Here is a 21,946-nt window from a genome sequence, read left to right as displayed (position 1 = left end):
CTCCTCCGCCTTGCGATCCACGGCACCACGCGGACACCAGCCGCTGCCGCGGCGGGCGCTCCCTCATCCAGCCAGATCCAAACGAAAGACCCTAGGGCTTGTCGTCAAGGCGGCGCGGTCCGCCCGTGGGGGAGGGCCCGGTGACGGCGGGCATGGGCAGACGGACGGCGGGCGGATAGGGTCGAAGCGGCGCGACTGCCTGTTCGAGAGCAGAGGATTCGAAGTGACGGACGGAGCGGTAACCGAGGTCGCCCGCGTACTGATCGCGGCGGACAAGTTCAAGGGCTCGCTCACAGCGGTGCAGGTCGCGGAGCGTGTGACGGCCGGGCTGCACCGGGTCGCTCCCGAGGTGGCGGTCGAGACCCTGCCCGTCGCGGACGGCGGCGACGGCACGGTCGCGGCAGCCGTCGCGGCCGGTTTCGAACGGCGCGAGGTACGGGTCACAGGGCCGCTCGGCGACGAGCTGACCGCCGCCTACGCCCTGCGGGACGGCATGGCCGTCGTCGAGATGGCGGAGGCTTCCGGCCTCCAGCGTCTTCCGGCGGGGGTGTTCGCGCCCCTGACGGCGACGACCCACGGATCCGGCGAACTGCTGCGCGCCGCGCTCGACGCGGGCGCCCGGAGCATCGTCTTCGGAGTCGGCGGCAGTGCCACCACCGACGGCGGCGCGGGGATGCTCGCCGCGCTCGGCGCGCGCTTCCTGGACGCGGCCGGTCGGCCGATCGGGCCGGGCGGCGGCGGCCTGCGGGACCTCGCCACCGCCGATCTCTCCGGTCTGGACGGCCGTCTCGGCGCGACGGAGATCGTCCTCGCCAGCGATGTGGACAACCCCCTGACCGGGCCCAAGGGCGCCCCCGCCGTCTACGGCCCCCAGAAGGGCGCGAGCCCCGAGGACGTGGTCACGCTCGACGCGGCGCTCGCCCACTACGCCACGGTCCTGGAGACGGCCCTCGGCTCCCGGGCCGCCGATCTCGCGCTCTCGCCGGGTGCGGGCGCGGCGGGCGGAATCGGCTACGGCGCGCTGGTCGGCCTCGGCGCGGGCTTCCGCCCCGGCATCGAGGTGATGCTCGACGTACTGGGCTTCGCCTCGGCCCTGTCCCGGGCGACCCTGGTCATCACCGGTGAGGGCTCGCTGGACGAGCAGACGCTCCACGGCAAGGCTCCCGCGGGTGTCGCGGCGGCGGCCCGCGCGCGGAACATCGAGGTCATCGCGGTCTGCGGCCGGCTGGCCCTCCCGCCGGAGGCCTTGGGCCGCGCGGGGATCCGGCGCGCGTACGCCCTCACCGATCTGGAGCCGGACCCCGCGGTCTGTATGGCGGAGGCGGGACCGCTGCTGGAGCGCGTGGCGGCGAACATCGCCCGGGATTTCCTGGCCTGACCCGGCCGGCATCCACCAAGGGCGGGGAAAGGGGCGGGGGGACAGGGCTGTCCCCCTTGTCCCGCCCGCCCTCACGTGTGTCCTCTCCGGCCGTCGCGCGTGTCCGGACCCGCCCCCGCCCGTACGGCACGTATGACTAGAGGACTGCTGACCACAGGCCTGCGCGCCGAGCGAAGGAGCACTCTCCCATGGCTTACCGCCTGAAGACGATCAAACGTAAGGAACATCTGGCCTTCGTCGGAGCCAGACCCTCGATCAGTCCCATGCAGGTTCCCTCGTGGGGGGACGTGAAGCCGGACTGGCGGGCGGAGAGCATCGGATGGTTCGACGAGCGGGAGAGCATCATCGGCGCGGGGCTCGTCCTCTACCGGCCCGTACCGAAGATCAAGCGGTATCTCGCCTATCTGCCCGAGGGCCCCGCCATCGACTGGTTCGCCCCTGACCTGGCCCGGTGGCTCCAGCCGATGCTGGCCCATCTCAAGTCCCGGGGCGCGTTCTCGGTGAAGATGGGGCCGCCCGTCGTCGCCCGTCGCTGGACGGCGGACATGGTCAAGGCGGCCGTCGTGGACCCGGAGGTCCGTCGGCTGCGGGACGTCGAGCCCACCATGACCGACCCGCGCGCGCTCGCGGTCAGCGACCGGCTCCAGCGCATGGGCTGGCGGTGCAACGACGACGGCGCCGACGACGGCTTCAGCGCCGGACAGCCCCGGTACGTCTTCCAGGTGCCCTTCGCGGGGAGGTCGTTGGACGAGATCCAGCGCGGCTTCAACCAGCAGTGGCGGCGCAACGTCAAGAAGGCCGAGAAGGCCGGGGTGAAGGTGGAGCGGGGCGGCTACGAGGATCTGCCGGCCTTCTACGAGCTGTACCGGGAGACCGCGGAGCGCGACCAGTTCCTGCCGCGCCCCCTGACCTACTTCCAGGGCATGTGGACCGCGCTGACCAGCGAGGACCCCGACCGGATGCGGCTCTATCTCGCCCATCACGATGGTGAGGTCCTGTCCGCGGCCACGATGCTCACCGTCGGCGACCACGTCTGGTACTCGTACGGTGCCTCCACCGCCCGCAGACGTGAGGTGCAGCCGAACAACGCCGTCCAGTGGCGGATGATGTGCGACGCCCATGAACTCGGCGCCAGTGTCTACGACCTGCGGGGCATCACCGACACCCTGGACGAGAGCAACCATCTCCTCGGTCTGCTCCGTTTCAAGGCGGGCACCGGCGGTGAGGCCGCCGAGTATCTGGGCGAGTGGGACTATCCGCTCAACAAACTGCTGCACAAGGCACTCGACCTCTATATGGCCCGGCGCTGAACCGGACCCCGAGCCGGACCCCGAGCCGGACACCGCATCAGGCGCTGAACCAGAAGCTGGACGGCAGTGTGACGGAAGACCCTGGAGTCGGGGCCGTGCGGATACGGGCCGCGCGCCCCGACGAGGCGCGGGCACTGAGCGGCCTTGTGCTGCGCTCGAAGGCCCACTGGGGTTACGACGAGGCCTTCATGGCCGCCTGCCGCACGGAACTCGCGATCTCGGCGGCGGATATGACGGCCCGTCGGATGATGGTCGCGGAGGACGAGAGGTCCGGCGCCGCCCTCGGTGTCGCCTCGCTGGAGGGGAAGGCCCCCGACGGCACGCTCGGACTGCTCTTCGTCGAACCGCGCGCCTTCGGCCGGGGCATCGGCCGCACCCTGTACGCCCATGTCCTGGACGCGGCCCGGGACGAGGGCATCGAGCGGCTGACGATCGACTCCGATCCGCACGCGGTCGGTTTCTACCGGGCGCTGGGCGCGCGGCCCGTCCCCGGCGGCGCGCAGCCGCTGTCCCGGCTCCGGGTGGACGTACCCCCGCGCGCGAGCTGGGCACGGGCGTGGACGGGCGGTCGGCGCACCGTACAGCTCGGCAATGTCGCCGAGTTCCAGGCGCAGTTCATGTCCCCCTCCGGACGGCCGGAGACCGTCCGCCGGCCCGAGGTCTTCCGCCGCCCCGAGGTCTCCCACTGGCCCGAGGCCTCCCGCCGGGCGAGCGCCCACTACTCCTGTCTGGCCGCGCTGGGCAGCCCGTACCCCGCCGCGGTGGTCCTGCCCGGCACCGTCCCCGAGGGCTGGCTGGAGTTGCTGTCCCGCCAACTCGCATGGGAATCAGTGGAGTTGTACGACGGTCTCGGCACCGGCCCGGCGGGACTCACTGCCGAGATCCTGGACCGCCCGGCCCTCGTACGCTATCTGCGCGGCCTCGGGCTGCCGTTCGTACCGTGGGGCCGTACGGGTGCGACGGGCGAGCTGTCCGGGGAGCCGCTCCCGCCCGGGGCGCTGCGCTACGAGTCCAAGCGTGCGGCCAGTGTCCTCTTCCACGAGCTCGCCGCCGCGCATCCCGGGATCGTCGTGCCGGACCAGTGGCCGGTGGCCACGCGCCGCGCGGCGGCCCGGCGGATCCTGGCACGGGCCCGTTCCGGCGCGGGCAGTGTGGTCAAGACCGAGCACGGGGTGGGCGGTTCCGGGACCCATGTGGTCACTTCCGTATGGCGTCTGCTGCCGGTACTGCGCGCGCTGCCCCGGGGTCCGCTGCTCGTCGAGGAGTTCCTGAGCGCCGGCCCGGACGCCGTCCCGCGCGATCTCACCTACGACGGTCTGGTGGACACGGCGGGCGAGGTGCACGATGTCGGCGCCGCGCGGATGGATGTGGCGGGTACGGCGTACCAGGGAGCGAGCGTCGGTCCCGGCGCCGTCCCGGACGGGGCGGCGGCCGTTGCTCTGCGCTTCGGGCACGATGTCGGTCTGCGGCTCGCCGCGAGCGGCTACCGGGGCTGGTACGACGTCGACTTCGTGACCGCCCCGGCCGACCGGCCGGCACCGTCCCGGTCCGCCCCGCCGGACGGCCTCGCGCCGGCCCGGCTCGCAGCGGTCCGGCTCGCACCGACCGAGATCAATCTGCGGCTGACCGGCCCCTCGGTCGCCTTCGTCGTGAAGGCACGGCTGGACGAGACCCGGGGCGGCGACCATCTCGTACGCTCGCTGGACCGGGTCCCGCTCGGCGCCCGGCTCCCGGACGGCGAACTCATCACATGGCTCACCGGACTGACGGCCGACTGCGCGAGGACCGGGGCGGTGCTGGTGCCCTCGATCCCCACGGCGGCCTTCGACCCCGCCCCCTTTCTCGGGGTCCTGCTCGCCGCCCGTACGGCGGAACGTCTCGACGCGGCCGAGGCACTGGTCCGAACGGCGGGCGCGGACCTCGGCCGGCTGTTCGCCCCCGGCCGCCGGCCTCCGGCTACTCGGTCCGCCGCGCCGGTGGTGAGCCGATGACCGCCCAGACCACCACGATCCCCGCCGCGATCATCAGCGGCACATTGAACGTGTAGACGAGCGCGGCCTGTCGCGGCCAGTCCTGTCTGGCGGCCAGCCGGTAGAGATTGTCCTGCGGCCACCAGGCCACCAGCAGCCAGACGACCGCGAGATGGGCCGCGGTGGCCAGACCGCGCGGACCGCCCCGCCGCAGCATCGGTTTCCGTCCGGCCACCAGGAATCCGGCACCGGCCGCGAAGGAGACCACCTCGAAGGCGTAGAGGACGCCGAACAGTCCGTTCCACGGGCTCGGCACGCCGGTCAGATCGGTGGAGCCGGGCCAGAAGGTGTCGGTGAGGGCGGCGGCCAGGATGCCCGCGGCGATCGGCACCGCACAGCCGCCGACGGCCGCCGCCCTCTCCTCCCCGGTCATCCCGCCCTTGCCCGCGTGGCGCACGGCTCCGGGTACCGGCGGCAGCGGCAGCGCAGCGCGGTCCACCTTCCCGGCCGCGTTCCTCGGGAGCGAGGCGACCCGTACGACCGTTCCGGGGATATCGGCGGCCGGCACCAGACCGGTCAGCCGGGCCCGCAGGGACGCGGCGTCCGGCACGGCGCCAGGAGAGGTGTTCGGCGTGGCGCTCGGCGTGGCGCCGGGTGCGGCCTCGGCGTCCGATGCGGCGGGTGCCCTGCCTGACGGGGTGTCGGGGCCCGGTGCCACATAGGCGATCAGTGCGCCGCCGGTACGCCCGCGGTCCCCGGTGACGACGACCTCCCGGAGATCCGGATGGCCGGCCAGCGCCGACTCCACCCGGTAGGTGTCGACCGTCCTCCCGCCGATCTCGACCCGGTCGGCGATCCGGCCGCGGAACTCCAGCGGCCCTCCGCCGTGCCGCCGCCCCGCGTCGCCGGTGGGGACCGCGTCGCCGCCGTCCGGCGGAGTGAGCCAGATCCGCCCCTTGCGCAACTCCACCGCGCAGCCGGGGAACGGACGGCCGAGATACGCGGCGCGCTCCGGGTGCTCCACGGGCCCCGGCAACTGCTCGGGCTCGAACCAGGTACCGCATCCGACGACCTCCGCCGGACCGTACACACTCAGCACCCGGGCCCCCGGCACGGGCAGCAGCCCCTGGAGGCGTAGCTGTTCGTCGAGCCGCAGCGGTTCACCGCCCACCACCAGCAGCCGCAGGGCGGACGGTTCGCGCTCCGCCAGCCGGGCCGCGGCCGTCGGGTCCACCTCCGCGACGGTGACACCCTCCGACCCGGCCGCCCGTTCCGACAGCACCAGCGTGCCGCCCGAGCACAGGGCGCGTATCCAGCCACCGGTGAACTCGGTGGTCTCGGAGCCCGCCGTCACCAGCAGCCGGTCGTCCGCCGTCAGCGCGTAGACCTCGGCCCAGGCGGCGTACGCGGCGAGCCATCGGCCGTGCCCGGAGACAACCGCCCTCCGCTCACCCGTGGTGCCCGCCGTGAAGAGGACGGTGGCCCGCCGGTTCCCCGCCCCGCCCTCCGCGGGCGCCGCGTCGGAGTGGGCGGCGATCGCCTCCCCGTCGCCGTCCAGGCAGATCTCCGTACGGCGGCGGCCGTCATCGATCCGCGCCAGCAGCCTCCGATGGGTGATGACCACCTCCGCCCGGGTGAGCCCGAGCAGCCGGCGTGTCTCCTCGCGCGGAATCCCCGGCGCGACAACGGCGTACGCGTACCCCGACTTGAGCGCGGCCAGCATCGCCACCAGGGCGTCGAGCGGACGCTCCGTACAGATCGCCACGGTGGCACCGGACTCCGGCACCCCGGCCCGCGCGACGAGATACGCCGCCAGCCGGTTGGCCGAGCCGTCCAGCTCCTGATAGGTCAGCCGCGCGCTCTCGGTGATCACGGCGGTCCGGTCGGGTGCCTGCCGGACCTGATCTTCGAACAACTGATGTATGGATCCCCCGGTCATGACCGACGATCATTCCAGAGCCGGGCGACCGCCGACAGGCCGTCGGAACGAGCCGGGACAGGACCGTGACAACGCACGAGAGCCCGGGTGCGCCATGCACCCGGGCCCTCACGCTCAAGCCGTCAAGCCGTACTCAGGACGTGCGTCGGAACGGGACGTACTACGGAAGCTGCGCCGCCCGTGCCTCGCGACGGTTGTCGCGGAAGGTGTTCACCCGCCGGGCCGTGGCGAAGAGCGGAATGACCGCGCCCGTCACGACCTGGAGCGCACAGCCCGTCTGGAGCAGCAACTGACCACCGGGCGCGTCGAACGCCCAGGCCGCCAGCAGCCCCATCGCCGCCACGATCCAGCTCAGCATCGCCACCGCGAGAATTCCCCGCGGCTTCGGATACTCCACCCGGCTGACCATCAGCCACGCGACCCCGACGATCGCGAGCAGCGTCGGTACGAAGGGAAGCTCCAGCAGCACGATCGAGATGACCGTCAGCGCGCCGAAGGGGCTCGGCATGCCCTGGAACATGCCGTCCTTCAGGGTCACACAGGAGAATCTGGCCAGCCGCAGGACGACGGCCAGCAGCACCACCACCGCCGCCAGCGCCGAGACCCGCTGATGGGCGTCGTCCGCGACCATCCCGTACACCAGGACGAAGTACGCCGGGGCGAGGCCGAAGCTGATCAGGTCGGAGAGGTTGTCCAGCTCGGCGCCCATCGGTGAGCTGCGCAGCTTGCGTGCCACGAGCCCGTCGAACAGATCGAAGATCGCCGCGCACAGCATCAGGATCACGGCCGTCGCCGCGGAGTGCCGCGCCATACCGCTCTCGTCGCTGCCCGTGAGATGGGGGATGAGAATGCCGGTCGTGGTGAAGTAGACGGCCATGAAGCCGCAGGTGGCATTGCCGAGTGTGAGGGTGTCCGCTATCGACAGCCTCAGTGACAGCGGCATGTCCTCCGCGTCGTCCTCCGCTTCGGCCTCGGCCTCGGTGGCCCAGCCGGCTTGCGTATCAGGATCAATCACGGTCAATTCGAGTCACCCCTGCGGTCGTGGTCTGACCGACCTCGACAGCGACATCGACACCTTCCGGAAGGTAGATGTCGACACGCGAGCCGAAACGGATCAGGCCGATGCGCTCGCCCTGTTCCACCTTGGTTCCCTGGGGCAGATACGGGACGATGCGGCGGGCCACCGCACCCGCGATCTGCACCATCTCGATATCGCCCAGCTCGGTGTCGAAGTGCCAGACAACGCGCTCGTTGTTCTCGCTCTCCTTGTTGAACGCCGGAACGAATCCGCCGGGGATGTGCTCGACGGAGGTCACGGTCCCCGCGAGGGGAGCGCGGTTGACGTGGACGTTCAGCGGGCTCATGAAGATGGCGACCCGGGTGCGCCCGTCCTTCCACGGCATGATGCTCTGCACCACACCGTCGGCGGGCGAGATGACCCGGCCCTGCGTGATCTCGCGCTCGGGGTCGCGGAAGAACCACAGCATGCCCGCCGCGAGCGCGGTGGCGGGCACAGCGAGGACAGCGGCACGCCGGGAACGGCGCGCACGGACCAGCCCGATCGCCGCGGTGGCGACGGTGGGCAGGAGCCACGGCGATGCTCCGCGCGCGAGGCGGACCCGGCCGCGTGGTGCAGAGGTTTGGCTGTGGGGCATGGATGACCTTCGTAGCGGATGATGCCGCGCGGGTAACGGGGGACGGCGGCTTTCCAGCGATGGTATCGGTTGCGAGCAGCAACTGAGCAAGCCAGCAGCCGAGTCGAGCGGCTGGAAGCCGGTGGCACCCGTCGGCGGAGTGTGATCTACTTCGCGGCTAAACAAGATCAAAAGCGACAATCAGCCCTGCGAACGGTACTCCTCCAGCAGTCGGCGGCCAATGATCATTTTCTGGATCTCGGCGGTACCCTCGCCGATCAGCAGCATCGGTGCCTCGCGGTAGAGGCGCTCGATCTCGTACTCCTTGGAGAAGCCGTAACCGCCGTGGATCCGGAAGGCGTCCTCGACGACTTCCTTGCAGTACTCGGAGGCGAGGTACTTCGCCATCCCTGCCTCCAGGTCGTTTCGCTCCCCGGAGTCCTTTTTGCGTGCCGCGTTCACCATCATCGCATGGGCGGCTTCCACCTTGGTCGCCATTTCGGCCAGCTTGAACTGGATCGCCTGATGCTGCGCGATGGGCTTGCCGAAGGTATGACGTTGCTGGGCATATGCCACACCCAGCTCGAAAGCACGCTGTGCGACTCCACAGCCACGTGCGGCGACATTGACCCGCCCCACCTCGACCCCGTCCATCATTTGGTAAAACCCTCGGCCGGTGGTACCGCCGAGGACCCGATTGGCCGGAATGCGTAGTCCGTCCATGACCAGCTCGGTGGTGTCGACGCCCTTGTACCCCATCTTGTCGATTTTCCCGGGGATGGTGAGTCCGGGCCGCACCTCACCGAAGCCGGGTTCCTTCTCGACCAGGAACGTGCTCATCGACCGGTGCCGGGCCGTGCCCTCGGGATGGCCTTCGTCGGTACGGCACAACACCGCCACAAGGGTGGACGTACCGCCGTTGGTGAGCCACATCTTCTGGCCGTCCAGTACATACGTGTCGCCGTCCCGCACCCCCTTGGAGGTGATGGCGGAGACATCCGAGCCGAGAGCGGGCTCGGACATCGAGAAGGCGCCACGCACCTCGCCGGCCGCCATCCTGGGCAGGAAGGCGTCCTTCTGCTCCTCGGTGCCGTGCTGTCTGAGCATGTAGGCCACGATGAAGTGGGTGTTGATGATGCCCGAGACGGACATCCACCCCCGCGCGATCTCCTCCACACAGAGCGCGTAGGTCAGCAGCGACTCGCCCAGACCGCCGTACTCCTCGGGGATCATCAGTCCGAACAGCCCGAGTTCCTTCAGGCCCTCGACGATCCGCGCCGGATACTCGTCACGGTGCTCCAGCTCCGTGGCGACCGGGAGGATCTCCTTGTCGACGAAGTCCCTGACGGTCGCCAGGATCTCCCGCTGGATGTCGGTCAGCCCGGCTGTCTGGGCGAGTCGGCTCATGGCTCTGTCACTTCTCCCGGGGCTCGGGGCGGCCGGGCTGCTCGCCGCCGCGCTCCTTGACGTACTTCTCGGTGGGGACCATCACCTTGCGGCGGAACACACAGACGACCGTGGAGTCCTGCTTGTACCCCTTGGTCTCGACGTACACGATTCCGCGGTCGTCCTTGGACTTCGACGGAGTCTTCTCCAGCACGGTCGTCTCGCCGTAGATCGTGTCGCCGTGGAAGGTCGGGGCGATGTGCCGGAGCGACTCGACCTCCAGATTGGCGATGGCCTTCCCGGAGACGTCCGGCACCGACATGCCCAGCAGGAGTGAGTAGACGTAGTTGCCCACGACGACGTTCCTGCCGAAGTCGGTCGTCTTCTCCGCGTAGTTGCTGTCCAGGTGCAGCGGGTGGTGGTTCATGGTGAGCAGGCAGAACAGATGGTCGTCGTACTCCGTGACCGTCTTGCCGGGCCAGTGCTTGTAGACCGCCCCGACCTCGAACTCCTCGAAGGTCCTCCCGAACCGCATGGCTCACACCTCCGGGGCTTCGAAGGCGGTGGTGCGCCGCATCCCGGCGGCCCGGCCCTTGCCGGAGACGACCAGCGCCATCTTGCGGCTCGCCTCATCGATCATCTCGTCGCCGAGCATCGCGGAACCCTTCTTGCCGCCCGCCTCGGACGTGTAGTACTCGTACGCGTCGAGAATCAGCTCGGCGTGGTCGTAGTCCTCCTGGGAGGGCGAGAAGATCTCGTTCGACGCCTCGATCTGGCCCGGGTGCAGGACCCACTTGCCGTCGTAGCCGAGCGCCGCCGCGCGGCCCGCCACCTCGCGGTAGCCGTCCACATCGCGGATCTGGAGATACGGGCCGTCGATCGCCTGGAGACCGTGCGTACGGGCCGCCATCAGAATGCGCATCAGGATGTAGTGGTAGGCGTCCGCGCCATAGCCGGGCGGCTGCTGCCCGACCACCAGGGTCCTCATATTGATCGAGGCCATGAAATCGGCGGGACCGAAGACGATGGTCTCCAGACGCGGGGACGCGCCGGCGATCTCGTCCACGTTCACCAGGCCCTTGGCGTTCTCGATCTGCGCCTCGATCCCGATCCCGCCGACCTCGAAACCCATCGTCTTCTCGATCTGGGTGAGCAGCAGATCGAGGGCGATGATCTGCTGGGCGTCCTGGACCTTCGGCAGCATCACACAGTCGAGGTTGTGGCCCGCGCCCTCCACGACCGTGATCACATCGCGGTACGTCCAGTGCGTCGTCCAGTCGTTGACCCGGACGACCCGGGTCTTGCCGCTCCAGTCACCCTTGTTCAGCGCGTCGACGATGGTGTGCCGGGCGCCCTCCTTGGCGAGCGGCGCGCAGGCGTCCTCCAGATCGAGGAAGACCTGATCGGCCGGGAGCCCCTGGGCCTTCTCCAGAAAACGCGGGTTCGAGCCCGGTACGGCGAGACACGAGCGGCGCGGACGCAGCCGGCTGGCGGCGGCTCCCGCCGTCTCCGGCACCGTGGGCGGGACGGGCGTGGCAGGCGCGGTCATGCGGAGACCTCCAAGGGATCGAGCTTGTTCGCTTTCCTGATCTCGTCGACGATACGGCCGACGATCCCGGTGATTCCGAAGTCCTTCGGAGTGAAGACGGCGGCCACTCCGGCCGCGCGCAGCTCCTCGGCGTCGCCGTCCGGGATGATCCCGCCGACGATCACCGGGATGTCGCCCGCGCCCGCCGCACGCAGCCGCGCCAGTACGTCGGGCACCAGCGCGGCATGCGATCCGGAGAGGATCGACAGACCCACACAGTGCACGTCCTCGGCGAGCGCGGCACCGACGATCTGCTCCGGGGTCAGCCTGATGCCCTGGTAGACCACCTCGAAGCCGGCGTCGCGCGCGCGGACGGCGATCTGCTCGGCGCCGTTGGAGTGCCCGTCCAGTCCGGGCTTGCCGACCAGCAGCCGCAGCCGCCCCGACCGCAGTTCGGCCGCGGTCCGGGACACCTTCTCCCGTACGCTGGCGAGCGCGGTGCCCGTCTCGGCGCTCACCGCCACCGGCGCGCCGCTCACCCCGGTCGGCGCGCGGAACTCGCCGAAGACGTCCCGCAGCGCCCAGGACCACTCTCCGGTCGTCACCCCGGCCCGCGCGCACTCCAGGGTGGCGGGCATCAGATCGGCGGTGCCCGCCCCGGCCCTCTTCAGCGCGGCCAGCGCCTCGGTGGCACGGGTCTCGTCGCGGTCGTCCCGCCAGGTACGCAGGGCCGCCACCACCCGTGCCTCGTTCGCCGGATCGACCGTCATGATCGCGGTGCCGAGATCGGCGGTGAGCGGACTGGGCTCGGTGGACTCGTAGCAGTTGACCCCGACGATCCTCTCCTCGCCCGACTCGATCCGCGCCCGGCGCTCGGCGTGCGAGGAGACCAGCCGCGACTTGAGATAGCCGGACTCGACGGCCGCCATCGCCCCGCCCATGGCCTCGATACGGTCGATCTCCTCCAGACTCTCCGTGACCAGGGCCGTCACCTTCTCCTCGACGACCCGCGAGCCCTCGAAGATGTCCTCGTACTCCAGCAGATCGCTCTCGTGCGCGAGCACCTGCTGTATCCGCAGCGACCACTGCTGGTCCCACGGCCGGGGCAGCCCCAGCGCCTCGTTCCAGGCCGGGAGCTGTACGGCACGGGCGCGGGCGTCCTTGGAGAGGGTCACCGCCAGCATTTCGAGGACGATCCGCTGGACGTTGTTCTCCGGCTGGGCCTCGGTCAGCCCGAGGGAGTTGACCTGGACGCCGTAGCGGAAGCGGCGCTGCCCGGCGTCCTCGATGCCGTACCGCTCACGGGTGAGCGTGTCCCAGATACGGGAGAACGCCCGCATCTTGCACATCTCCTCGATGAACCGCACTCCGGCGTTGACGAAGAACGAGATCCGGGCGACCACGTCCCCCTTGCGCTCCTCGGGGATCCGCCCGGACGCGAACACCGCGTCGAGCACGGCGATCGCGGTGGACATCGCGTACGCGATCTCCTGCACCGGGGTCGCCCCCGCCTCCTGGAGGTGGTAGCTGCAGATGTTGATCGGGTTCCACCTGGGCAGGTGGTTCACCGTGTAGGCGATCATGTCGGTGGTCAGCCGCAGGCTCGGGGCCGGCGGGAAGACATAGGTCCCGCGCGAGAGGTACTCCTTGACGATGTCGTTCTGGGTCGTCCCCCGCAGGGCGGAGATGTCCGCGCCCTGCTCCTCCGCGACCACCTGGTAGAGCGCCAGCAGCCACATCGCGGTGGCGTTGATCGTCATCGAGGTGTTCGTACGCTCCAGCGGGATGTCCTGGAACAGCCGCCGCATGTCGCCGAGATGGGAGACCGGGACCCCGACCCGGCCGACCTCGCCGCGGGCGAGGAGATGATCGGGGTCGTAGCCGGTCTGCGTCGGAAGATCGAACGCGACGGAGAGCCCCGTCTGTCCCTTGGCGAGATTGCGCCGGTACAGCTCGTTGGACGCCTCGGCGGTCGAATGACCGGCGTAGGTCCGCATGAGCCAGGGCCTGTCCTTCTGACGGTCCGTCATGGCGCCGCCCTCAGGCCTCGGTTGTCACGGCGGCGGGCGGGCGGCCGTGGGTGCGCGGGCGTCCGTGCCGCTCCGCGGGCGTGTCGCGGAACAGGTTGATGGCGTCGATGTGCCGCGCGCGCAGCTCCTCGTCGCGTACGCCCAGGCCCTCGCGGGGCGCCAGCGCCAGCACACCGACCTTGCCCTGGTGGCGGTTGTCGTGCACGTCGTACGCGGCCTGGCCTGTGTCCTCCAGGGCGTACACCTTCGACAGGGTGGGGTGGATCCTGCCCTTGGCCACCAGCCGGTTGGCCTCCCACGCCTCACGGTAGTTGGCGAAGTGCGAGCCCACGATCCGCTTGAGGGACATCCACAGATAGCGGTTGTCGTACTCATGGGTGTAGCCGGAGGTCGACGCGCAGGTCACGATCGTGCCGCCCTTGCGGGTGACATACACACTCGCGCCGAAGGTCTCGCGCCCCGGGTGCTCGAAGACGATGTCCACGTCCTCGCCGCCGGTCAGCTCACGGATGCGCTTGCCGAAGCGCTTCCACTCACGCGGGTCCTGGTGGTGTTCGTCCTTCCAGAACCGGTAGCCCTCGGCGGTACGGTCGATGATCGCCTCGGCGCCCATCCGCCGGCACAGCTCCGCCTTCCGGTCGCTGGAGACCACACAGACCGGGTTCGCCCCGCCGGAGAGCGCGAACTGCGTGGCGTACGAGCCGAGTCCGCCGCTCGCGCCCCAGATCAGCACATTGTCGCCCTGCTTCATCCCGGCGCCGTTGCGGGAGACGAGCTGGCGGTACGCGGTCGAGTTGACCAGGCCGGGTGCCGCCGCCTCCTCCCAGGTCAGATGCTGGGGCTTGGGCATGAGCTGATTGGACTTCACCAGGGCCAGCTCCGCCAGACCGCCGAAGTTGGTCTCGAAGCCCCAGATCCGCTGCTCGGGGTCGAGCATCGTGTCGTTGTGGCCGTCGGACGACTCCAGCTCGACGGAGAGACAGTGCGCGACGACCTCGTCGCCCGGCCGCCAGGCGTTGACACCGGGGCCGGTGCGCAGCACGACACCGGAGAGGTCGGACCCGATGACGTGGTACGGCAGGTCGTGCCGCTTGGCGAGTTCGCTGATCTTGCCGTACCGCTCCAGGAAACCGAAGGTCGGCAGCGGTTCGAAGATCGAGGTCCAGACCGAGTTGTAGTTGACCGAGCTGGCCATGACGGCCACCAGGGCCTCGCCGGGGCCGAGCGCGGGCACCGGCACCTCGTCGAGATGGAGCGACTTGCGGGGGTCCTTCTCATGGGTGGGGAGACCGGCGAACATCTCCGTCTCGTCCTTGTGCACGGTCACCGCGCGGTACGAGGCGGGGACGGGCAGTGCGGCGAAGTCGGCGGACGTGGTGTCCGGCGATTGGATCGCGTCCAGGATTTCCTTCACGGTGGAGCCTCCGGCGAAGCTGGGGGAGCGAGATGCAAGGGGGCTGCTTGCTGCTGTGCGGGGGAGGGGTGCCGTCGGTTCGGCGAGTGCGGCTGATCAACGGGCGGAGCTGATCGTGCTGATCGGCGGCGCCGGGTGGGCGCGGAGGTTGCCTGTGACGCAGGCGTCCGGACCACAAACGAGACGGCTTGCGGGAACAGCCGGACAACCTCACGGTATGGCACGCCGTGACGCATGACAAGGCACTGAGTGCCAGGAATCTCTCTCATCTGTCATCGGTGCGACACGCATGAGCAATGTCTACCGCTCCCTCGGCGGGGAGTATCACCTCATGTGACCATATGGGCGCAGGGTGTACCGATGCGCGATCGCGGGGCCGAACGGGCGACGCGACGGGACCTGGGCCCGGAGACGGGACCCGCGCTCGGAGACAGGACCCGGGCCGGCCGGGGAAGCGTGCGGTGGCCGGGGGCGTGAGGTGTTCGGGAGGGGACGGGGAGGCTACGCGTCCCTGAGTGCCTGCTTGATCGTGCGCATGACCTCGTCCAGCGGGGCGTCCGTACGCGCCACCGTCACCAGGACATCCCCGCTGGTGCGGGCGGTGGCGGCGGCGTGCTGCGGCTTGCCGCCGATGGTCCGGCCCGAGCCGATACCGGAACCGAAGGTGTCGCGCACGATCGCGAAGGCGTGGTCGAGCTGTGCCTCCACATCACCCTTGCCGCCGGCCCGCAGCCAGCGGCGCAGCACATGGTTGTGCGCGGTGACGACCGCGGACGCGGCCACCTCCGCCAGCAGCGGGTCGTCATTGCCGTCGGTGTGGTCGCGCTCGTCGAAGTGCCCCAGCAGATAGCGGGTGAACAGCCGCTCGTAGCGGGCCACCGAGGCGATCTCGCGCTCGCGGAGCGTGGGCACCTCGCGGGTGAGGCGGTAGCGCTCCACGGAGACCGCGGGGGAGGCCGCGTACATCCGCATGACTTCCTTGATGCCCCGGCAGACCGTGTCCAGCGGGTGCTCGTGCGCCGGCGCGGCGTTGAGCACCGCCTCCGCCCGTACGAGCGTGTCGTCGTGGTCGGGGAAGATCGCCTCTTCCTTGGAGCGGAAGTGCCGGAAGAAGGTGCGGCGGGCGACCCCGGCCGCGGCGGCGATCTCGTCGACGGTCGTCGCCTCGTACCCCTTGGTCGCGAACAGTTCCATCGCCGCGGCCGCCAGCTCCCGGCGCATCTTCAGCCGCTGGGCGGCCGCGCGGGTGCCTGCGGCACTCTCCGGAACGTCGGACCTGGTGCTGGTACGGGAGGACTTGGCGGGCTGGGACATGAGGTGAACGTACTGCATCGGCGCGGGAGAGCGCGCCCATGGGGGCGGAGCGCCGGGCGCACCACCCGGCGCACCACCTGGTGTAACGCCCGGTGGACCGGTCCCTGACCCCGGTCCATGGGCCGGGACGCGGATCGAGGAGCCCGCTCAGCGCCGGGCGTATTCGCGGAAGCCGCGCCCTGTCTTACGGCCGAGGCAGCCCGCGGCCACCAGATGTTCGAGCAGCGGGGCCGGGGCCAGGCCCGGATCGCGGAACTCGCGGTGCAGCACCCTCTCGATGGCCAGCGAGACATCGAGGCCGACCACGTCGAGCAGCTCGAAGGGGCCCATCGGATAGCCGCCGCCCAGCTTCATGGCGGCGTCGATGTCGTCGAGCGACGCGTAGTGCTCCTGGACCATCTTGATCGCGTTGTTCAGATACGGGAAGAGCAGCGCGTTCACGATGAAACCGGCCCGGTCGCCGCAGTCCACCGGATGCTTGCGGACGGCCGTTGCCACCGCGCGCGCGGTGGCGTGGACATCGTCGGCGGTCAGGACCGTACGGACCACCTCGACCAGCTTCATCGCCGGGGCCGGGTTGAAGAAGTGCATTCCGATCACGTCCTGCGGGCGCGAGGTCGCCCTGGCGCAGGCGACCACCGGCAGCGAGGAGGTCGTGGTGGCCAGGACCGCGCCCGGCCGGCAGACCTTGTCGAGGGTGGCGAAGAGCTGCCGCTTGATCTCCAGATCCTCGGCCACGGCCTCGACGGCGAGATCCACCTCGGCGAGGGCGTCCAGGGAGCCGGCCGGGGTGATCCTCGCCAGGGCCTGGTCACGCGCCTCGGCGGTCAGCCTTCCCTTGTCCACGGAGCGAGCCAGGGACTTCGCGATCCGGGCCGTGGCGCCCTCGGCCTTCTCGGGGGTGCGGGCGGCGAGCACCACATCGAAACCTGCCTTGGCGAAGACCTCCGCGATCCCGCTCGCCATGGTGCCGGAGCCCGCGACACCGACCGAGCGGACGGGCCGGGCCTCGCTTCCGGACCGGTCGCGTGCGCCGGGGCCGCGTCCGGCGGCGTCCGGCTGGGCGGGCGTGTCCACGGGTGTGCGGGCGTGCGTCGGGTCGGGAGCTTCCGTCGGGTCGGGAGCTTCGGCTGGGGTGCGCGCGTCTGCCGGGGTCAGCGCGTCCGGCACCGTCGCGCCGCTGCCGGGGCCCTCGTACGTATAGAAGCCGCGCCCTGACTTGCGGCCGGTCAGCCCCGCCTCGCTGAGCTGTCTGAGGACCGGCGCGGGGGCGTGCAGCCGGTCGCGCGAGGCCGCGTACATCGCGTCCAGCACCGTACGGGCGGTGTCGACGCCGATCAGATCGAGCAGCGCGAGCGGTCCCATCGGCAGCCCGCAGCCGAGCCTCATCGCCGCGTCGATGTCCTCGCGCGAGGCGTACTTGGCCTCGTACATCGCGGCGGCCTGGTTGAGATAGCCGAAGAGCAGACCGTCCGCGACGAAGCCGGGGCGGTCACCCACCGCGACCGGCTCCTTGCCCAGCTCCCGGGCGAGCGCGGTGACGGCCGCCACGGCCCGTGGCGCGGTGAGGACCGAGGAGACCACCTCGACCAGCCTCATCGCCGGGGCCGGGTTGAAGAAGTGCAGACCGAGCACCCGCTCGGGGTGCGCCGAGTCGGCGGCCAGCCGGGTCACCGACAGCGCGTTGGTGCCGGTGGCGAGGATCGTCGAGGGACCGACGATGCCGTCCAGCGCGCGGAAGACCCGCTGCTTCGTCTCGTACGACTCCGGGACCACCTCGATCACCAGATCGGCGCCGGCGGCGGCGTGCGGATCGGAGAAGGTACGGAACCGCGCGAGGACCGTGCGCCGCTCCTCCTCGGTGAGCCGCCCGCGCTCCACGGCCCGCGCGGTGGACGCTTCGAGCGAGGCGACGGCCCGTGCGGCGGCCATGTCACTGATGTCGATGCCGACGACCTCACGGCCGGCGCGGGCGAGGACCTCGGCGATACCGGTCCCCATGGTGCCGAGACCGACGACGGCGATGGTGGAGAGAGGGATGTCCATCACGGGACTCCAGAGGATGAGTGACGACTGAGAGAAGGCGCCGGAGAGAAGAGGCGCGAAAGAGGAGGCGCGCGGAGGACGGCGCCGGAGCGCGGCGGGCGCGCTCGTGCTGAAGCGGATCGCGGCGGTGGGCGGCGGGCTCTGTTCCGGAGCCGCGCCGTACGGACGGTCCGGACGGGCCGGACCGCGAGGGTGCTGAACCGACAGCGCTCTCGACGGCTGCGTCACCAGGCCGTCGGGAGCCGCGGGGGTTGCCCGCTCATTTGAGATTAACCGACGGGTAACGAGCGCGCCATAGCTGGGCCGCTGTGCGCTGCGTCACGAAGCGCGGCGGCGGAGGCGGTCCCGCCGACGAGGCGGGGGGCTCCCGTACGCGCCGATACGCTGGCCGTATGGATGAGGACTTCCGCTCGCTCGTGGACCGGGTGCGGGACGAGTCCGGCGGCTCCGAGGCGTACGAGCGGCTCATCGCCACCGAGGACCCGGAAGAGCTGGCCGCCGTCCTCGTCGAGCGTGGACGGCCCCTGTGGGCACGGGAGATCGCCGCGTTCCGGCTGGGCCGCGCCGGTGACCGGCGGGCGTTCGAGACGCTGGTGCTGCTGCTCAACCACCGCGACCCCGAGCGCTGTGTCTCCGCCTCCCACGTCCTCGGCGGGCTCGGTGATCCGCGTACCCCCAGGGCCGCCGCCGCGCTCGCCGCCAACCGTCTCCGTACGGCCTACGCGCTGCATCCCGTACGGCTGCTGACCGCGTTGCGCGCCCCCGAGTCCGTGCCCGCGCTGATCAGCACGCTGGAGCGGCTGCTGGCTCCCGACGAGCCGCACTGGCGGGTGGCGCTCGCCTGTGTCGAGGGCCTTGGCCGCCTCGGCGACGGCCGGGCCCGTGCCGTACTGGAAGCCGCCCGGGATCATCCCCGGCTGGGCACCGCCGCCGAGGACGCGCTCAGCGCCCTCGCGTAGCGCACCTCGGACACCGTGGCCCCGCCCACCTCGAACGCCTCCGCCGCGCCGTCGGGTGCGAAACCCGCCTTCGCGTAGAAGCGGCGCGCGCGTTCATTGGCCGTGAGGACCCACAGGACCAGGACCGAAGCGCCCTCCGACACGGCCCTGGTGGTCAGCGCGTCCATCAGCGCCCTGCCGACCCCGGTGGAGACCTGCTCGGGCAGCACATAGAGCGCGTACACCTCCGCCGACCCGGCCGGCGCGTCCTCGTCGCGACTCGGGCCGCAGCAGCCCCAGCCGACCACCTGGCCCGCACGCTCCGCCACGAGATCGGCCACCCGGCCGTCACCCCTGGTCAGATACTCCCGGCGCTTGGCCGTCTCCTCCTCGACGCTCATCGCGTCCAGATACGCCCGCGGTATCAGTCCCGCGTACGCGTACTGCCAGCCGCGCACCCGGACCCTCGCGACGGCTTCGCAGTCGTCGGCGGTCATCTCACGGATCCGGACCGGGCCGGTCGTCGTCGTGCCGAGGGGCATGGCTTCAGCCCCGGCCGGTGCCGGAGTCGCCGTCCTGCCCGGGGCCGGTCTCCCGGACCAGGGCGAACGCCTCTATCTCCACGAGCAGTTCGGGCCGGAACAGGGCGGCGACCTGGACCGCCGAACTCGCGGGCGGGCGCGCGGTGTCGATCACCGCGTCCCGTGCCTCCCGTACCGCGGGCAGATGCGCCACATCGGTGACGAAGTACGTCAGCTTGACGACATCGGCGAAGGAGGCCCCGGCCGCGCCGAGACAGCGGCGCAGATTCTCGAACACCTGACGGGCCTGGGCGGCCGGATCGCCCTCGCCCACCACCTTGCCGTCCGCGTCGAACGCGCACTGGCCGGAGACGGCGACAAAGCGGCCTGTGCCCCAGACGGCGTGGCTGTAACCATGGCCGGGAGCGACACCGTCCGGCGCGCGCAGATGGGTCAGTTCACTCATGCGCCCATACTCGCCCATGCCACTGACAGCCGGCCAAGAGGTTTTCGCCGGGCGGTCACAGCAGCGTGAGCTGGGTGGCGTCCGGCCGGACGGGCAGATCGGGCCGGCCGGATTGGTCGGACTGGTCGGGCTGGTCGGGCTGGTCGGTCCGGTCCGGGTCCCCGGTGGGAGTGATACGCCGGGCCTCGCCCCGGCCCGCCGGTCCGATCCCGAACTCGTCGGCCAGTTCGTGCACCTGCCGGGTGATCCGCCGCTGGTACCACTTGGGCGCGTACGCGCCGTCCGCGTACAGCCGCTCGTACCGCGCCACCAGATACGGATGGTGCCGCTCCAGCCAGGCCATGAACCACTCGCGCGCGCCCGGCCGCAGATGCAGCACGAGCGGGGTCACGGAGGTGGCCCCGGCACCCGCTATCGCCCGTACCGTCGCCCTCAGCTGGTCGGGCCTGTCCCCCAGGAAGGGGATGACCGGCGCCATCAGCACCCCGCAGCCGATGCCGTTCGCGGCCATCGCGCGCACCACGTCGAGCCGCCGCTCGGGCGAGGGTGTGCCGGGTTCGACCGTGCGCCACAGCTCCTGGTCGACGAAGCCGACCGAGACCGAGATCCCCACCTCGGTGACGGAGGCCGCGTCCCGCAGCAGTTCCAGATCGCGGAGGATCAGCGTGCCCTTGGTGAGGATGGAGAAGGGGTTGGCGCGGTCGCGCAGCGCCGTGATGATGCCGGGCATCAGCCGGTAGCGCCCTTCCGCGCGCTGGTAGCAGTCGACATTCGTCCCCATCGCGATATGCGCCCCCTGCCAGCGGCGCGAGGCGAGCTGGCGGCGGACCAGCTCCGGCGCGTTGATCTTGACGACGATCTGGGAGTCGAAGTCCAGACCGGTGTCGAGATCCAGATAGCTGTGGGTCTTGCGGGCGAAACAGTAGACGCAGGCATGTGTACAGCCCCGGTACGGATTCACCGTCCATTCGAACGGCATCCGGGACGCGCCCGGCACCTTGTTCACGATCGAACGGGCGCGGACCTCGTGAAAGGTGATCCCGCGGAATTCGGGGGTGTCGAAGGTCCGGGTGGTCACCGCGTCCGTTCCGAAGAGCGCGATGTCCCCGTTCGCCCCCGGCCTTGAGGTGTTCTCGACCAGATTGTCCCAGCGCATGGGTACCTCCTCGGTAGCACTGGTCTCAGAATAGAACACATGTTCCCTTGATCGCATGTGACCCGGATTTGGGCGGGCGGACCGGAGGGTGGTTGGGTGGCCGCACCCCACCGAAAATCGAGTGCTGGAGGAAGAGCCATGGCGCAGGTCGAGGCCACGACGGAGCGAATCATCGCGGCGGACCCGGAGACAGTGTTCGATGCGCTGGCCGACTACGAGAACACCCGCGCGAAGCTGCTGCCCCAGCAGTTCAGCGAGTACGAGGTGCGGGAGGGCGGCGACGGCGAGGGCAGCCTGGTCCACTGGAAGCTCCAGGCCACGAGCAAGCGTGTACGTGACTGTCTGCTGGAGGTGACGGAGCCGAGCGACGGGCGGCTCGTGGAGAAGGACCGCAATTCCTCGATGGTCACCACCTGGACCGTCACCCCGGCCGGAGAGGGCCGTTCGAAGGCTGTCGTCACCACCGTCTGGGACGGCGCCGGCGGCATCGGCGGTTTCTTCGAGCGGACCTTCGCCCCCAAGGGCCTGGGGCGCATCTACGGCGTGATCCTCGAACGGCTCGCCGCCGAGACCGAGACCGCGTCGCAGTCCGGGAACGGCTCGGACACCGGGAAGTAGCGCACGGCTTTCCGTCCGCCTGCCTGTCCTGCCCGTCCGCTTCACCCGTCCTCGCGGATCCCGGCGACGGAATCCCGATGTCAGCACGACTCGTCTCGGCGGGTCTCGGCGTGTTGCCGCCGAGGTCACCGTTTCGAGTGGTTTTCCCCGCGGCGCCGTTGCGCGCCCCCCGCGTGACACGTCGCGGGAAAGCCCCTGATGAGCGCCATGGCGCAGGCTCTGCCGCTCAACCCGCCCCCGTCACCACCCCGTTCGGCGGGAAAGTCTTCCGCTTGCTCCTGCTTGGCGTGCAATGTGA

Annotated in this window: 18 protein-coding genes; 5 read left to right on the top strand and 13 right to left on the bottom strand. The window is 70.7% G+C overall.

The window, feature by feature from the left end; translation table 11 throughout:
- Positions 1 to 223: 223 nt before the first annotated feature.
- From ACWGDX_RS32120 to ACWGDX_RS32110, 3 genes are all read left to right on the top strand, one after another.
- A complete protein-coding gene (locus ACWGDX_RS32120; RefSeq protein WP_453631286.1) occupies positions 224 to 1,378 on the top strand; it encodes a glycerate kinase in 1,155 nt (384 codons plus the stop codon).
- A gap of 188 nt (positions 1,379 to 1,566) precedes the next feature.
- Positions 1,567 to 2,688, top strand: coding sequence for a lipid II:glycine glycyltransferase FemX (locus ACWGDX_RS32115; protein ID WP_453631284.1), 1,122 nt, complete (start codon positions 1,567 to 1,569; stop codon positions 2,686 to 2,688).
- Positions 2,689 to 2,756: 68 nt separating this feature from the next.
- Entirely contained in the window at positions 2,757 to 4,679 is a 1,923-nt protein-coding gene (locus tag ACWGDX_RS32110; RefSeq protein WP_453631283.1) for a GNAT family N-acetyltransferase, read from the top strand.
- Here ACWGDX_RS32110 and ACWGDX_RS32105 read toward each other — a convergent pair.
- The 10 genes from ACWGDX_RS32105 to ACWGDX_RS32060 form a co-directional block, all read right to left on the bottom strand.
- Entirely contained in the window at positions 4,645 to 6,597 is a 1,953-nt protein-coding gene (locus ACWGDX_RS32105; protein WP_453631281.1) for an AMP-binding protein, read from the bottom strand. The two genes, ACWGDX_RS32110 and ACWGDX_RS32105, sit on opposite strands and share 35 nt — an antisense overlap.
- A 160-nt stretch (positions 6,598 to 6,757) precedes the next feature.
- Positions 6,758 to 7,612, bottom strand: a complete 855-nt coding sequence (pssA, locus tag ACWGDX_RS32100; protein WP_363080774.1) for a CDP-diacylglycerol--serine O-phosphatidyltransferase — start codon at positions 7,610 to 7,612, stop codon at positions 6,758 to 6,760.
- Positions 7,605 to 8,252: a phosphatidylserine decarboxylase gene (locus ACWGDX_RS32095; protein ID WP_066943027.1), complete on the bottom strand. Its 648-nt coding sequence runs from the start codon at positions 8,250 to 8,252 to the stop codon at positions 7,605 to 7,607. The genes pssA and ACWGDX_RS32095 overlap by 8 nt, the downstream gene beginning before the upstream one ends.
- A gap of 180 nt (positions 8,253 to 8,432) precedes the next feature.
- On the bottom strand, positions 8,433 to 9,638 hold the full coding sequence (locus ACWGDX_RS32090) for an acyl-CoA dehydrogenase family protein (RefSeq protein WP_453631278.1): 1,206 nt from the start codon (positions 9,636 to 9,638) through the stop codon (positions 8,433 to 8,435).
- A gap of 7 nt (positions 9,639 to 9,645) precedes the next feature.
- Positions 9,646 to 10,152 carry a MaoC family dehydratase gene (locus ACWGDX_RS32085; RefSeq protein WP_365901660.1) on the bottom strand — a complete coding sequence of 169 codons (507 nt, stop codon included), beginning with the start codon at positions 10,150 to 10,152 and terminating at the stop codon, positions 9,646 to 9,648.
- A 3-nt stretch (positions 10,153 to 10,155) separates the two neighbouring features.
- Complete coding sequence (locus ACWGDX_RS32080) at positions 10,156 to 11,166, bottom strand: HpcH/HpaI aldolase/citrate lyase family protein (protein ID WP_453631277.1); 1,011 nt, start codon at positions 11,164 to 11,166, stop codon at positions 10,156 to 10,158.
- Positions 11,163 to 13,175, bottom strand: a complete 2,013-nt coding sequence (locus ACWGDX_RS32075) for a protein meaA (protein WP_453631275.1) — start codon at positions 13,173 to 13,175, stop codon at positions 11,163 to 11,165. Before ACWGDX_RS32075 ends, ACWGDX_RS32080 begins: the two co-directional genes overlap by 4 nt.
- A gap of 10 nt (positions 13,176 to 13,185) precedes the next feature.
- On the bottom strand, positions 13,186 to 14,589 hold the full coding sequence (ccrA, locus tag ACWGDX_RS32070; RefSeq protein WP_453631273.1) for a crotonyl-CoA carboxylase/reductase: 1,404 nt from the start codon (positions 14,587 to 14,589) through the stop codon (positions 13,186 to 13,188).
- 501 nt (positions 14,590 to 15,090) lie between these two features.
- Positions 15,091 to 15,903: a TetR family transcriptional regulator gene (locus ACWGDX_RS32065; protein WP_453631271.1), complete on the bottom strand. Its 813-nt coding sequence runs from the start codon at positions 15,901 to 15,903 to the stop codon at positions 15,091 to 15,093.
- Positions 15,904 to 16,050: 147 nt separating this feature from the next.
- Positions 16,051 to 17,949 (bottom strand): 3-hydroxyacyl-CoA dehydrogenase family protein, encoded by a 1,899-nt coding sequence (locus ACWGDX_RS32060; protein ID WP_453631269.1) that lies wholly within the window; start codon positions 17,947 to 17,949, stop codon positions 16,051 to 16,053.
- A 392-nt stretch (positions 17,950 to 18,341) separates the two neighbouring features.
- Here ACWGDX_RS32060 and ACWGDX_RS32055 point away from each other — a divergent pair, with 392 nt between their 5' ends.
- Complete coding sequence (locus ACWGDX_RS32055; protein WP_453631267.1) at positions 18,342 to 18,908, top strand: adenylosuccinate lyase; 567 nt, start codon at positions 18,342 to 18,344, stop codon at positions 18,906 to 18,908.
- On the opposite strand, the gene ACWGDX_RS32050 is transcribed toward ACWGDX_RS32055, so the two are convergent.
- Genes ACWGDX_RS32050 through ACWGDX_RS32040 form a run of 3 tightly spaced genes read right to left on the bottom strand, consistent with a single transcriptional unit; the run spans position 18,857 to position 21,030 of the window.
- Positions 18,857 to 19,429 carry an N-acetyltransferase family protein gene (locus ACWGDX_RS32050; protein ID WP_453631265.1) on the bottom strand — a complete coding sequence of 191 codons (573 nt, stop codon included), beginning with the start codon at positions 19,427 to 19,429 and terminating at the stop codon, positions 18,857 to 18,859. The genes ACWGDX_RS32055 and ACWGDX_RS32050 overlap by 52 nt on opposite strands.
- 4 nt (positions 19,430 to 19,433) lie before the next feature.
- Positions 19,434 to 19,874, bottom strand: coding sequence for a RidA family protein (locus tag ACWGDX_RS32045; RefSeq protein WP_453631264.1), 441 nt, complete (start codon positions 19,872 to 19,874; stop codon positions 19,434 to 19,436).
- A gap of 55 nt (positions 19,875 to 19,929) precedes the next feature.
- Positions 19,930 to 21,030: an Rv2578c family radical SAM protein gene (locus tag ACWGDX_RS32040; RefSeq protein WP_453631262.1), complete on the bottom strand. Its 1,101-nt coding sequence runs from the start codon at positions 21,028 to 21,030 to the stop codon at positions 19,930 to 19,932.
- A 138-nt stretch (positions 21,031 to 21,168) separates the two neighbouring features.
- On the opposite strand from ACWGDX_RS32040, the gene ACWGDX_RS32035 reads away from it, so the two are divergent.
- Positions 21,169 to 21,648 carry an SRPBCC family protein gene (locus ACWGDX_RS32035; protein ID WP_382851715.1) on the top strand — a complete coding sequence of 160 codons (480 nt, stop codon included), beginning with the start codon at positions 21,169 to 21,171 and terminating at the stop codon, positions 21,646 to 21,648.
- Positions 21,649 to 21,946 lie beyond the last annotated feature (298 nt).

This window comes from Streptomyces sp. NPDC055025 (assembly GCF_053608565.1).
Note: the sequence above shows the minus strand (reverse complement) of the source record. Positions and strands in the feature narration are given on the sequence as shown.

What these genes read in the sequence shown, in the direction of transcription:
- ACWGDX_RS32115 (WP_453631284.1), top strand. Translation starts at nt 1,567, where the DNA reads ATGGCTTACCGCCTGAAGACGATCAAACGTAAGGAACATCTGGCCTTC.
- ACWGDX_RS32105 (WP_453631281.1), bottom strand. Translation starts at nt 6,597, where the DNA reads ATGACCGGGGGATCCATACATCAGTTGTTCGAAGATCAGGTCCGGCAG.
- ACWGDX_RS32095 (WP_066943027.1), bottom strand. Translation starts at nt 8,252, where the DNA reads ATGCCCCACAGCCAAACCTCTGCACCACGCGGCCGGGTCCGCCTCGCG.
- ACWGDX_RS32090 (WP_453631278.1), bottom strand. Translation starts at nt 9,638, where the DNA reads ATGAGCCGACTCGCCCAGACAGCCGGGCTGACCGACATCCAGCGGGAG.
- ACWGDX_RS32085 (WP_365901660.1), bottom strand. Translation starts at nt 10,152, where the DNA reads ATGCGGTTCGGGAGGACCTTCGAGGAGTTCGAGGTCGGGGCGGTCTAC.
- ACWGDX_RS32080 (WP_453631277.1), bottom strand. Translation starts at nt 11,166, where the DNA reads ATGACCGCGCCTGCCACGCCCGTCCCGCCCACGGTGCCGGAGACGGCG.
- ACWGDX_RS32075 (WP_453631275.1), bottom strand. Translation starts at nt 13,175, where the DNA reads ATGACGGACCGTCAGAAGGACAGGCCCTGGCTCATGCGGACCTACGCC.
- ACWGDX_RS32065 (WP_453631271.1), bottom strand. Translation starts at nt 15,903, where the DNA reads ATGTCCCAGCCCGCCAAGTCCTCCCGTACCAGCACCAGGTCCGACGTT.
- ACWGDX_RS32060 (WP_453631269.1), bottom strand. Translation starts at nt 17,949, where the DNA reads ATGGACATCCCTCTCTCCACCATCGCCGTCGTCGGTCTCGGCACCATG.
- ACWGDX_RS32055 (WP_453631267.1), top strand. Translation starts at nt 18,342, where the DNA reads ATGGATGAGGACTTCCGCTCGCTCGTGGACCGGGTGCGGGACGAGTCC.
- ACWGDX_RS32050 (WP_453631265.1), bottom strand. Translation starts at nt 19,429, where the DNA reads ATGCCCCTCGGCACGACGACGACCGGCCCGGTCCGGATCCGTGAGATG.
- ACWGDX_RS32045 (WP_453631264.1), bottom strand. Translation starts at nt 19,874, where the DNA reads ATGAGTGAACTGACCCATCTGCGCGCGCCGGACGGTGTCGCTCCCGGC.
- ACWGDX_RS32040 (WP_453631262.1), bottom strand. Translation starts at nt 21,030, where the DNA reads ATGCGCTGGGACAATCTGGTCGAGAACACCTCAAGGCCGGGGGCGAAC.
- ACWGDX_RS32035 (WP_382851715.1), top strand. Translation starts at nt 21,169, where the DNA reads ATGGCGCAGGTCGAGGCCACGACGGAGCGAATCATCGCGGCGGACCCG.